Below are 12,388 nucleotides of genomic sequence, written 5' to 3' on the forward strand. Positions count from 1 at the left end.
TTGGAGATGGCGCTTAAATTTCCAGGTTGTCGATGAGTCTGGTCTGGCCCAGCTTGGCGGCAGCCAGCACCACCAGTGGTTCACCGGCGGCCAGTTCGGCGGCGTTTGGCGCCTGCAGGTTGGCGCGCTTGCGCACGGCGATGTAGTCCGATTTCCAGCCGCGGCTGTTCAATAGCTGCATGCTGGCCTGTTCCAGTTCAGCGACGGCCAAGTTACCCTTGCGCACTTCCTCGGCGACGAAATTAAGGCCCTTGAACAGTTCCGGCGCTTCCGCCCGTTCACTTTCCGACAAGTACATATTGCGCGACGATAAGGCCAGGCCATCGTCTGCGCGGTAGGTTTCGGCAGCGATGATTTCCGTCGGCAGCGCGAACTGGCGCGCCATGTTGCGGATGATCATCAGTTGCTGGTAATCCTTCTTGCCGAATACGGCCACGCGCGGACCCACGCACGAGAACAGCTTGGTGACGACCGTGCACACGCCTTCGAAGAAGCCGGGACGGAATTCGCCTTCCAGGGTATTGCCCAGGTCATCGGGCGGACGCACGCGGTATTCCTGCGGCTCCGGGTACAGTTCCTTTTCCGTCGGCGCGAACAGCACGTACACACCTTCCTTTTCCAGCTTGGCGATGTCGGCCGCCATGGTGCGCGGATATTTCTCGAAGTCTTCGTTCGGGCCGAATTGCAGGCGGTTCACGAAGATCGAGGCGACGACGGGGTCGCCATGCTTGCGCGCCAGACGCATCAATGACAGATGGCCTTCGTGCAGGTTGCCCATGGTGGGGACGAACGCCGTGCGCAGCTGTCCGCTGAGCTGGTCGCGCAATTCTTCGATGTCGGAAATAATTTTCATGGATTGCTTTCGCTAAAACCCCGTTGTACGGTGGTCAGTGACAAAGGGAAGGGGTCAGGCGGGCGAATACGCCAGCCGGACGTAGATGGGGGCAAACGGTTCTGCCTGCGTGATTTCGATCAGGGTTTCCTTGGCCAGTTCCAGCAGGGCCACGAAGTTGACCACCACCACGGGCACGCCGCCGGCAATGTCGAACAGCTCGCTGAATTCGACGAAGCGCGACGATTGCAAGTGGCGCAGGATGCTCGACATGTGCTCGCGCACGGACAGTTCCTGGCGGCTGATGCGGTGATGCTGGGTCAGCTTGGCGCGTTTCAGCACGTCGAGCCACGCCTGCTGCAAGTCCACCGGTTCCACGTCGGGCCAGGTGGGCGTCAGGCTTTGCTCGATGAAAATCTGCGTGCGCACGAAATCGCGCTCGAACTGCGGGATGGCATTCAGGTCGTAGGCGGCCAGCTTGATCTGCTCGTACTCGAGCAGGCGGCGTACCAGTTCGGCACGGGGGTCGCCGCCATCTTCCTCGACGTCGCTCTTGCGCGAAGGCAAGAGCATGCGCGACTTGATCTCGATCAGCATGGCCGCCATCAACAGGTATTCTGCGGCCAGTTCCAGGTTACGCACGCGGATCTGGTCTACATATTTCAGATATTGCAGGGTTACCTGCGCCATCGGAATATCGAGAATGTTGAAGTTTTGCTTGCGGATCAGGTAGAGCAGCAAGTCGAGCGGGCCTTCGAAGGCTTCGAGGAAGATTTCCAGCGCGTCCGGCGGAATGTACAAATCCGTCGGCATGCGCATCATCGGCTCGCCATACAGGCGGGCGATGCCCAGCGGGTCGGCGGCGGGCGCCGCGTCCGTTACCTTTGTTGCAGGGTCGCCGCTGCCGTCGCCTTCAGCGACAGGTTGGGGCGACTCGATGACTGCGCCGGCGCCGGGAGCATCGACTTCCGGCGTGACTGCAGACTCTTCAGGCAACATCGTGCCGGTTCCAGATCTTAGTTCTTGTTCTGGTAAACGTAAGCCTGTTGCTTGACGGCCGACGCCAGCTGGCGTTCCTGCTCATCGATGCTGACGGCCGGCTTGTCCCACAGCAGGGCGCGGCCCGCTTGCTGGCCCGCTTCCATGCCAGGGTTCTTGGCCTTCAGCTCAGCGATGAACAAGGTGTGGTCGGATACGTAGTTGTTGTGTTTTGCAGGCAGTTTCATATTCTCTTCTGAGTGTCTTATCGGTAAGGTCAGCCGGCCGTATTTTACCGCGCCGTGCCGCTTGGCGGGTTGTTGTATCGGCAAGTCCGGGGGTGAAATTGCTAAAAATCAATAACGCAACAAACGCCGCATCACCATCGGCGCCGGTTCGGCGGGGTTGGCGTGCGAATATTCCAGTTCTTCGGCCAGGTCGAATTCGAAGGCCGCATAAAAATCGATCAGCTTGCGCTGGTCGCGCCGCACGGCCAGGCGCAATTCCTCGGCCTGGCACGACAGTCCGTGATGAATGATGGCTTCCAGCAAGTGCTGCGAAACGTGGCTGCCCCGGTAGGCGGGCAGCACGCCCATGCGCGAAATCTTCCAGATGGCGGGGTCGCTGTCGAGCGGCATCCAGCGCAGCGAACCGGCGGGAATGTCGTCGATCAGCAACAGAAAACCGCCGCCGTGGCGCAATTGCTCTTCCACCTGCTGCGCCGTCTCGTGGTGTCCACTGGACGAGGCGGCCACCTTGCCGGCCCACGCGGCGCGGGTCAGCTCGGCCATCAGCTGTGCATCGGCATTCGTTGCTTCGCGCACCACGATATTCATCATCGGTCCTTGAGGTGGCTTAACGGATGCGCATGCCAGGTTCGGCGCCCGGCCACGGGTTCAGGATGTAGATGCCCGGATTGGCTTTCTCGTCGGCGGCGGAGGCGGCCATGACCATGCCTTCCGAAATGCCGAACTTCATCTTGCGCGGCGCCAGATTGGCCACCAGCACCGTCAGCTTGCCAACCAGCTCTTCCGGCTGGTAAGCCGAACGGATGCCGGAGAAGACATTGCGCAAGCGGCCTTCGCCCGCATCCAGGGTCAGGCGCAGCAGCTTGTCGGAGCCGTCCACCGGCTCGCAGTTGACGATCTTGGCGATGCGCAGGTCGACCTTGAGGAAGTCGTCGATCTTGATCTCGGGCGCCAGTTCCTCGATGGCGGAGGCCGGTGTTTCAGCGACCGCTGCGGCGTCGTTCGCGGCGTCGCCAGCCGGTGCGGCAATGGCAGCGGCCGCTTGCGGCGCGTCAAACAGCGCTTCGATCATCTTCGCATCCATGCGCGTCATCAAGTGGCTGTAGGCGCCGATGGTACGGCCCAGCATGCTGTTCGAGACGGCGTCGCCGAACACTTGCGTATCGGCCCAGGTGAATTCGGCGTCGTTGAGGAACGAGGCCACGTTCTTCGCCACGCCCGGCAGGACCGGCGACAGCAGGATCGTCAGCTGGCGGAACAGGATCAGGGCCGTGGTGCACACGTCGTGCAGTTCGGCGGTCTTGTCCGCGTCCTTGGCCAGGATCCACGGTTTGTTTTCATCGACATATTGGTTGGTGATGTCGGCGATTTCCATGATCTCGCGCAAGGCCTTGCCGAATTCGCGGTTCTCGAAGTGCGCGGCGATGCTGGCCTGGCGCTCGACGATGACGCCGTTGACGTCCACCGTCAGCGCGCGGTTGATCCAGCTTTGCGCGCCTTCCGACAGCGTGGATGCCAGCTTGCCGTCGAAACGCTTGGCGATGAAGCCGGCGCAGCGGCTGGCGATGTTCACGTATTTGCCGATCAGGTCGCTGTTCACGCGGGCCACGAAGTCGTCGCCGTTGAAGTCCAGGTCTTCCACTTTCGAGTTCAGCTTGAAGGCGATGTAGTAGCGCAGCCATTCCGGGTTCATGCCCAGGTCCAGGTAGCGCAGCGGCGAGATGCCTGTGCCGCGCGACTTCGACATCTTTTCGTTGTTGACCGTCAGGAAGCCATGGACATTGACTTTCAGTTTGTCGATCACCGGATGGCCGGCGAATTTCAGCATGGCGGGCCAGAACAGCAAATGGAAGGAAACGATGTCCTTGCCGATGAAGTGGATCTGTTCCGTGGCAGGATCGTTCAGCAAGGCGTCGAAATCGAGGCCTTTCTTGTCGCAATAGTTTTTCAGGCTGGCCAGGTAGCCGACGGGCGCGTCCATCCACACATAGAAGAACTTGCCCGGCGCATCGGGAATCGGGATGCCGAAGTAGGGCGCATCGCGCGAGATATCCCAGTCGGCCAGCTTTTCGCCCGCTTCTCCCAGCCATTCGCTGACCTTGTTGACCATTTCAGGCTGCAAGCGGCCTGGCGTGTTGAGCCAATCCTTGAGGAATTCGAAGCAGCGCGGGTCGGACAGCTTGAAGAAATACTGTTCCGACGGCTTCATCACGGGCGTCGCATTGGTAAACACGGAGAACGGATTGACCAGGTCGGTCGGCTGGTAGGCCGCGCCGCACACTTCGCAATTGTCGCCGTACTGGTTCTTGGCGCCGCATTTCGGGCATTCGCCCTTGATGTTGCGGTCGGCCAGGAACATGCCCTTGACCGGATCGAAGAAGCGGTCGACGGTTTTCGTGACAATCAGGCCCGTATCGCGCAGCTTGCGGTAGATCGATTGCGACAGGTCGACGTTTTCCGGCGAGTCGGTCGAATACCAGTTGTCGAAGGCGATATGGAAGCCATCGAGGTACTGGGCGCGGCCGGCGGCGATATTGGCGACGAATTGCTGCGGCGTGATGCCTTCCTTTTCGGCGGCGATCATGATGGGCGTGCCATGCGTATCGTCGGCGCCCACAAAGTGCACTTCACGGCCGGCTGCGCCATCGCGTTGCATTCGCTGGAACCGGACCCAGATATCGGCCTGGATGTATTCCATGATATGGCCAATGTGAAAAGCGGCGTTTGCGTAAGGCAGGGCAGTGGTGACGAACAGCTTGCGAGTCATGATTGATGCACTTTTGGGATGGATAATAGGACATTTTAACAGCGGAAAGGCAATATGAGCAGATACAGCGCTGGCAAGTGCTGCTTTTGCCGCCATCGCGCCTGGCGATTTTGCGCTAGACTGCGCGTATTGCACATATGTAGTACACACGGAGATTTACATGAGCATCACAGTAGAAGACGTCAAGGCCGCGCTGGCCCAGGTTATTGATCCAAATACACATAAAGATTTCGTTTCCAGTAAAACAGTCAAGAATCTGAAAGTCGATGGCGATGATATTTCCCTCGACATCGAGCTGGGCTACCCCGCAAAAAGCCAGATCGACCTGATCCGCAAATCCGTGCTGGCCGCCCTGCGCGTGCTGCCGGGCGTGGGCAATGTCAGCGTGGGCGTGTCGTCGAAAATCATTTCGCACACGGTGCAGCGCGGCTTGAAGCCGATGAGCAACGTGAAAAATATCATCGCCGTCGCTTCCGGCAAGGGTGGTGTTGGTAAATCGACCACGGCCGTCAATCTGGCCCTGGCCCTGGCAGCTGAAGGCGCCACGGTCGGCATGCTGGACGCCGACATCTATGGTCCATCGCAACCGATGATGCTGGGCATCAGCGGCCAGCCGAAGACCCTGGACGGCAAGAGCATGGAGCCGATGGAAAACCACGGCCTGCAAGTGTCGTCGATCGGCTTCATGATCGATCCGGACGAACCGATGGTGTGGCGCGGCCCGATGGTCACGCAAGCCTTGCAGCAATTGCTCGACCAGACCAACTGGCGCGACCTCGATTACCTGATCGTCGACATGCCGCCGGGCACGGGCGACATTCAGCTGACCCTGTCGCAGAAAGTGCCCGTCACGGGCGCCGTCATCGTCACGACGCCGCAGGACATCGCGCTGCTGGACGCGCGCAAGGGCTTGAAAATGTTCGAGAAGGTCGGCATCCCTATCCTCGGTGTGGTGGAAAACATGAGCACGCACATCTGCTCGAACTGCGGCCATGCGGAAGAAATCTTCGGCGCCGGCGGCGGCGCGAAGATGTGCGCGGACTTCGGCGTGGAATTCCTCGGCGCCTTGCCGTTGACCATGGCGATTCGCCAGCAGACGGATTCGGGCACGCCCACCGTGGTGGCCGAGCCGGAAGGTCCCGTCGCCGTGATCTACAAGCAGATCGCCCGCACCATCGCCATCAAGGTGGCGGAAAAGGCAAAGGACATGACGAGCAAGTTCCCGAGCATCGTCATCAAGAACGATTAAACATCGGATGTGGCGCTCCCATGCGCCAGTGTCAGCAGGAATATGGTTTCATGCAGTCCGTGTTGTTATTAAACAAGAGGAGACATCATGCAATTGACCACCGTATTCCTGCGCCAAGCCGCAGCCGTAATCGCCGGCAGCCTGCTGGCCGCCAGCGCCTTTGCGCAATCCGTCTCGTTCGTCGAGCCCGTCGATGGCGCGATAGTGAGCAGCCCGTTCAAGGTCAAGTTCGCGGTCAGCGGCATGGACGTCAAGCCGGCCGGCGACATGACGGCAAAGACGGGTCACCATCATCTGCTCATCAATATGGGGCCGATGAAGGCGGGCGAGATGATCCCCATGGATGACAAGCATTTGCATTTCGGCAAAGGACAGACGGAAACGGACGTCACCTTGCCGCCGGGCCAGTACACCCTCACCATGCAGTTCGCCAATGGCGCGCACCAGTCGTATGGGCCGGAGTTGAGCAAAAGCATCAAGGTGACGGTCAAGTAAGTCAGATATCTTGTCTGTTGCGGCAAAGGCCGGGTTCCAGCGATGGAGCCCGGCCTTTTTTATGGTATTGCTTTTTGTCATCATTGCGTCATATAGTCGGCGTATGCTGCCCGGTGGCCTAACTTTTGATGAGCGGATATGACGAAACATTTCTCCCTTTCCCGGCAACTGGCGCAGGCGCTGCTGCTGGTCGCTGGCGTGGCGGCGTGCCAGGCGCATGCGGCCAAGGCGGTTCCCAATACCGCGGCGCAGCCGAAGCTGGTGGTGGTGCTGGTGGTGGACGGTTTGCCGCAAGAGCAGGTGACGCGCTACCGCGACCAGTTCGGCCAGGGCGGTTTCCGCCGTCTGCTGGAGCAGGGCGCGTGGTTCAGCGATGCCCACCAGGCGCATGGCATCACGGTCACCGCCATCGGCCACTCGGCCGTGCTGTCGGGCGCCTATCCGGACCAGCACGGCGTGATCGGCAATAACTGGATCGATCCCGTCACGAAAAAATCCGTGTATTGCACCGAAGATGGCAATTTCCATTACATCGGCGAAGACACGCAGCCCGACGACGGCACGGCGCCGACGAAACTGCGCGTGAGCACCCTGGGCGACGAGCTGCGCTATTCCACGGGCGACCAGGCCAAGGTCGTCACCGTGTCGGGCAAGGACCGGGGCGCCATCCTGCTGGCCGGGAAAACGGGCACGGCCTATATGTACATGGAAAAGACGGGCAATTTCGCCAGCAGCACCTATTACATGCAGCAGCATCCGCAATGGGTGCAGCGCTACCAGGCTGCCAAACCGCAGGACCGCTACTATGGCAAGAGCTGGACGCCGCTGCTGGCCGATGCGGCCTATGCGCGGGACGCCCGTGATGATCTTGTGGCGGCCAAGCCGGGCACGCGCAACACCTTCCCGTTCGCCTATTACAGCGACAGCGGCAAGCTCGATGCCGAGTACTACAGCCGCTTGAAGTCCGGCCCCTTCCTCGATGAACTGACCCTGGAATTCGCGCGTGCCGCCATCGATGGCGAGAACCTGGGCCGCAACCCGGCCGGCGTGCCCGATATCCTCGGCGTGAGCCTGTCCGCGCACGATTATGTGAATCACGCCTATGGCCCGGAAAGCAAGATGTCGCACGACCACCTGCAGCGCCTGGACCGCATGCTGGCCGGCTTCTTTGCCGACCTCGATAAAAAAGTCGGCATGGATAATGTGCTGGTGGTGCTGACGGCCGACCATGGCTTTGCCAACGTGCCGGAATTTGCCGAAACGCGCGGCTTCTCGGCCAAGCGCATCGATGGCGCCAAGCTGGTCGATGGCTTGAACCGGCACCTGGCGACAAACCTGGGCATCGATAAGCTGGTGACGGCGTCGTCGCTGCCGAATATCTACCTCGATTACGCGCTGGCGGAAAAGAGCAGCGTCAATCGCGCCGCCCTGGAAGACGCGGCGGCCCGCTTCCTGCTGCAGCAGGACGGCCTGGCGCAAGTCTACACGCGCACGCAGATGGAAACGGGAGCCGTCGCCACGCGCATGGACACCCTGATGCGCCGCGCCTGGAACCGCCAGCTGTCGGGCGACCTGATGGTCGTCACAAAGCCGGCCTGGTACTTCGGCAAGGGCAGCGGCGGCACCTCGCACGGCACGCCGTACACCTATGACACCAACGTGCCGCTGATGGTCTTCGGCCCGCGCTGGATCAAACCGGGCGCGTATGGCCAGTACGCGGAAGTGGTCGACATCGCGCCGACCCTGGCCCATCTGCTGCGCATACGCCAGCCATCGGCGTCGGAAGGGCGGGTGTTGACGGAAGCGGTGCGGTAGGTCGGATTAGCGGCGAAGCCGCGTAATCCGACAACATCGTTGGTCAAGCCGCTTACAGCAGCCAGTCGATCGGCAGCACCGACAGAATCGCCACCCCCATGCGCTTCCACACGCTGGTGCCCGGTTCCGTGTCGTAGCGCGTGGTGGCACCGCTGGCGTCGCGCGCGAGCCAGTACAGCGCGCCGTCGTCGCCAAGCAGCACCTGGTAGGCGCGCTGCGGGATCGTGGTGCGCATGGCTTGTCCCAGCTGGCTGGCCAGCGCGGGGCTGTCGATGACGAGGCCCATTTCCGTGTTCAATTCGATCGAGCGCGGATCGAAGTTGAACGAGCCGACAAAGATGCGCCTATCATCGACGGCAAAGGTCTTTGCATGCAGGCTCGATGCGGAGCTGCCGAAGCGGCCCGGCTGTTCGCGCGCATCGCCCCGTTCCCACGAACGGCGCGACTCGTACAGCAGCACGCCCGCTTCCAGCAGCGGCTTTCTCCACTTCGCATAGCCGGCATGCACGGCCGCCACGTCGGTTGCTTCCAGCGCATTCGTCAGGATGCGCACGCCCACGCCTTTTCTTGCCAGGTCGGCAAAGGCTTGCGTGCCCGATTTGCCGGGCACGAAATACGGCGACACCAGGTCCACTTCCTTTTCCGGCACACCCAGCAGGTTTTGCAGGTTTTCCGCCACGCCCGTGCCTGGCCGGGCCTTGTCCAGCACCTTGGCCGGGTCGTCGCTGACCATGCGCGTCTTGGCCCATTCGAAGGGCAGGGTGCGTTCCATCATCTGCTTGACGAAGGGCGAGGTGCGCAGCGCCTGCACGTATTCCTCGGCCGCCTTGGTATCGTCGATGCGGTCCGCTTCGGCGGCGATGGTGGCCGCGTCGCCCTCGACAGGGCTGGTCAGCAGCAGTCTGGCCGGGTAGGCAGAGGCGCTGTTCCAGTAGCGGTCGAAATCCTGCGACACGTCGTCGACGACGGGGCCGATGGCCAGCACGTCAAGGTCGGCAAACAGCACGTCGCCGGCCGCGCCAAAATATTCATCGCCCACATTGCGTCCGCCGACGATGGTGGCCTGGTTATCGGCCGTGAACGATTTGTTGTGCATGCGCCGGTTGAGGCGGGAAAAATCCACGGCAAAGGCCAGTGCGCGCGGCGCGCGGGGAATGAATGGGTTGAACAGGCGGATCTCCAGATTCTGCTGCTTGCCCAGCATGCTCAAGGTCTGGTCCAGGCCCGCCGTGTTGTTATCGTCGAGCAGCAGGCGCACGCGCACGCCCCGCTCCGCTGCCTGGCGCAGGGCGTCGAACAGCAGTGTGCCCGTGATGTCCTTGTGCCAGATGTAGTACTGCACGTCCAGGCTGCGCTGGGCGGCGGCGGCCAGCAGGGCGCGCGCGGCAAAGGCGTCGCGCCCATCGACCAGCGGATAAATGCCGGACACGCCCGGATGCTGCGCCGCCATGGGCGCAATGGCCGTGGCCAGCTGGGTATGTGCCGTATCGGTGATGACGCTGGAGGGAGTGCGGCTCTCCAGCGAAGGCAGTGAAGCGCAGCCGGCGAGGACGGCGGACAGCAGCAGGGGCAGCAGCAGCCGGGTGGCGCTGCGGAAGGGAAGTGCTTGGGCGGGCATGGCGGGCTTTCATCGAGTTGCCCCGATGTTAGCAGATGCGCATGCCCGCACGCGGCGCGGTTTTAGAGTTGTTCCAGCGCGATCAGCTCGGCCACCGTCTGGCGGCGGCGGATCAGGCGGGATTGTTCTCCGTCGACCAGGTATTCCGCCGCATGGGGGCGGCTGTTGTAGTTCGACGACATCGACGCGCCATACGCGCCCGCGCCTTCGAACACCACATAGTCGCCTACCTGTGCTGCCGGCAACTGCCGGGTTTCCACCACGCCGCCATCGCGCTGGGTAAACACGTCGCCCGATTCGCACAGGGGGCCGCCGACGACGGTGGCGCGCTGCGTGTCCAGCGCGCGGCCGTCATGCGCGATCACCGACATTTCATGGTAGCTGCCGTACATGGCAGGGCGCATCAGTTCATTGAAACCCGTATCGAGCAAGGTGAAATGGTTGCCGCCCATTTGCTTGGTGGCGCGTACTTCGGCCACCAGCAAGCCCGCGTCAGCCACGAGGAAGCGGCCCGGTTCGATTTCCAGGTGCACGCGATGGCCCAGGTGCGCCTCGATCTGCTTGCGCGCCGCATCCCACAGCTGGAAGTAGTGGTCCGTGTCGACGGGCTGCTCGCCTTCGCGGTAAGGCACGGACAGGCCGCCGCCCGTGGAAATGGCTTCGATATCGTGGCCCATGTTTTTGACCAGATCGACCATGGTGCCGCAGACGGTTTCCAGGTGGCTGTAGTCGACGCCCGAGCCGATGTGCATGTGCAGGCCCACCAGGTGCAGGCCATGTGCGCGGATGACGGCCAGCGCCTCCGGCAGCTCTTCATGCCAGATGCCGTGCTTGCTGTTTTCGCCGCCCGTATTGGTCTTGTTGCTGTGGCCATGACCATAGCCTGGATTGATGCGCAGCCAGACGCGGTGGCCGGGCGACACGGGACCCAGCTGGCGCAGCATGTCGACGGAGCCGCAATTGACTTCGATCTTCGCCGCCGCCACGCGCGCCAGGGTGGCGCGGTCGAACAGGTCGCAGGTGAAGACCACGCCGGCGGCGCCGTTCGTTTGCGCCGGCATAAAGCCTGCCTGCAGCGCGCGCTCGATCTCGCCCAGCGACACGGCGTCCACGTGCACGCCCGCTTCGCGCATCAAGGTCAGCAGATGGATGTTCGAGTTAGCCTTTTGCGCGAAGCGCACGGTGTCGAACTGCGCCAGCTGCGCCACGCGCGCGCGGATGGTGGCCGCGTCATACACCCACAGGGGGGTGCCGTGTTCCTGGGCGAGTTGGGCGAGGGTGGCGTCTGGCACTGGTTTCATGGGGTGGTCTTTGTCATATGATGGGTGGCGTCGGATTACGCGGGCTTTGCCCGCTAATCCGACCTACGATGCTGGCCATGATGCGGGTTTTCTTTGTAAACATAAAATATCTATTTGGGCCTACCTTATTCATTTATGATATGGCCATGACTATCTCCCTGCGCCATATCGAAGTCTTCCGCGCCATCATGACGACGGGCAGCGTGACGGCCGCCGCCGCCATGCTGCATACGTCGCAGCCCACCGTCAGCCGCGAACTGGCGCGCCTCGAGCATTTGACGGGCTTGATCCTGTTCGAGCGCGAGCGGGGGCGGCTGCGTCCCACGGCCCAGGCGCTGCAGCTGTTCGAGGAAGTGCAGCGCGCATATTTCGGCCTCGAGCGCATCGTCAGCACGGCGGCGGCCTTGCGCCAGTTCGACCAGGGACAGTTGTCGATCGCCTGCCTGCCCGTGTTTTCCCAGTCGCTGCTGCCGCAGGCGTGCAAGCGCTTCGTCGCCGATTTTCCCAAGGTGAGCATCAGCATCACGCCGCAGGAGTCGCCGCTGCTGGAAGAGTGGCTGTCGGCGCAGCGGCACGATATCGGCCTGACGGAAGTGGGCAATGCGCCGCCGGGCACCGCGCTCGACACCCTGATGTCCGTCGATGAAGTGTGCGTACTGCCCGACGGCCATGCGCTCGCCAGCAAGGCCGTGCTGCAGCCTGCGGACTTCGCGGGCCAGTCTTTCATCAGCCTGGCCGCCGTCGACCCCTACCGCCAGCAGATCGACGCCATCTTCGCGCAGGCGGGTGTGGAGCGGCGCATGGCGCTCGACACGCACAGCGCCGCCTCCGTGTGCGCGATGGTGCGCGAAGGCGTGGGCCTGGCCATCGTCAATCCGCTCACGGCCCTCGACTATGCGGGGCAGGGCTTGCAGATCCGCCGTTTCGCCGTGTCCCTGCCGTTCACGGTGAATCTCGTGAAACCTTTGCACCGGCCCCTGTCGCAACTTGTCGCCCTGTTCGAGCAGGCGCTGCATGCGCAGGCGGACGAAGTGAAAAGGCGCTTGCTGCAACTGTGACGGTGCTTGTGGAGCGGCGGCGGTCAA

At 62.3% G+C, this 12,388-nt stretch carries 11 protein-coding genes; 4 read left to right on the forward strand and 7 right to left on the reverse strand.

The genetic code is table 11. The features are described 5' to 3' along the window. Positions 1-13: 13 nt before the first annotated feature. The 5 genes from panC to metG form a co-directional block, all read right to left on the reverse strand. Entirely contained in the window at positions 14-853 is an 840-nt protein-coding gene (gene panC, locus U0004_RS10630; protein WP_034778037.1) for a pantoate--beta-alanine ligase, read from the reverse strand. Positions 854-907: 54 nt separating this feature from the next. Next, positions 908-1,831: a segregation and condensation protein A gene (locus U0004_RS10635; RefSeq protein WP_070257752.1), complete on the reverse strand. Its 924-nt coding sequence runs from the start codon at positions 1,829-1,831 to the stop codon at positions 908-910. 17 nt (positions 1,832-1,848) lie between these two features. Continuing rightward, positions 1,849-2,058 carry a DUF3460 family protein gene (locus U0004_RS10640; RefSeq protein WP_034778041.1) on the reverse strand — a complete coding sequence of 70 codons (210 nt, stop codon included), beginning with the start codon at positions 2,056-2,058 and terminating at the stop codon, positions 1,849-1,851. 108 nt (positions 2,059-2,166) lie between these two features. Further along, positions 2,167-2,646 (reverse strand): GNAT family N-acetyltransferase, encoded by a 480-nt coding sequence (locus U0004_RS10645; protein ID WP_034778216.1) that lies wholly within the window; start codon positions 2,644-2,646, stop codon positions 2,167-2,169. Positions 2,647-2,665: 19 nt separating this feature from the next. Beyond that, positions 2,666-4,825: a methionine--tRNA ligase gene (gene metG / locus U0004_RS10650; RefSeq protein ID WP_070257751.1), complete on the reverse strand. Its 2,160-nt coding sequence runs from the start codon at positions 4,823-4,825 to the stop codon at positions 2,666-2,668. A gap of 160 nt (positions 4,826-4,985) precedes the next feature. Between metG and apbC the strand changes: the two genes are divergently transcribed. The 3 genes from apbC to U0004_RS10665 all read left to right on the forward strand — a co-directional run bounded on the left by apbC (position 4,986) and on the right by U0004_RS10665 (position 8,384). Beyond that, on the forward strand, positions 4,986-6,074 hold the full coding sequence (gene apbC, locus U0004_RS10655; RefSeq protein ID WP_034758315.1) for an iron-sulfur cluster carrier protein ApbC: 1,089 nt from the start codon (positions 4,986-4,988) through the stop codon (positions 6,072-6,074). 87 nt (positions 6,075-6,161) lie between these two features. Then, positions 6,162-6,569 carry a DUF4399 domain-containing protein gene (locus tag U0004_RS10660; RefSeq protein ID WP_070257750.1) on the forward strand — a complete coding sequence of 136 codons (408 nt, stop codon included), beginning with the start codon at positions 6,162-6,164 and terminating at the stop codon, positions 6,567-6,569. Positions 6,570-6,707: 138 nt separating this feature from the next. After that, positions 6,708-8,384 carry an alkaline phosphatase family protein gene (locus U0004_RS10665; RefSeq protein ID WP_070257749.1) on the forward strand — a complete coding sequence of 559 codons (1,677 nt, stop codon included), beginning with the start codon at positions 6,708-6,710 and terminating at the stop codon, positions 8,382-8,384. Positions 8,385-8,436: 52 nt separating this feature from the next. Here the strand turns inward: U0004_RS10665 and U0004_RS10670 are convergent, their stop codons facing one another. Together U0004_RS10670 and lysA are read right to left on the reverse strand one after the other, a co-directional pair. Beyond that, positions 8,437-10,002, reverse strand: a complete 1,566-nt coding sequence (locus U0004_RS10670; RefSeq protein ID WP_070257748.1) for a phospholipase D family protein — start codon at positions 10,000-10,002, stop codon at positions 8,437-8,439. Between the two features lie 62 nt (positions 10,003-10,064). Next, complete coding sequence (gene lysA / locus U0004_RS10675; protein WP_070257747.1) at positions 10,065-11,303, reverse strand: diaminopimelate decarboxylase; 1,239 nt, start codon at positions 11,301-11,303, stop codon at positions 10,065-10,067. A gap of 146 nt (positions 11,304-11,449) precedes the next feature. Here lysA and U0004_RS10680 point away from each other — a divergent pair, with 146 nt between their 5' ends. After that, positions 11,450-12,361, forward strand: a complete 912-nt coding sequence (locus U0004_RS10680) for a LysR family transcriptional regulator (RefSeq protein ID WP_070257774.1) — start codon at positions 11,450-11,452, stop codon at positions 12,359-12,361. Positions 12,362-12,388 lie beyond the last annotated feature (27 nt).

The organism is Janthinobacterium lividum (genome assembly GCF_034424625.1).
Taxonomy (GTDB): Bacteria; Pseudomonadota; Gammaproteobacteria; order Burkholderiales; family Burkholderiaceae_D; genus Janthinobacterium; species Janthinobacterium lividum.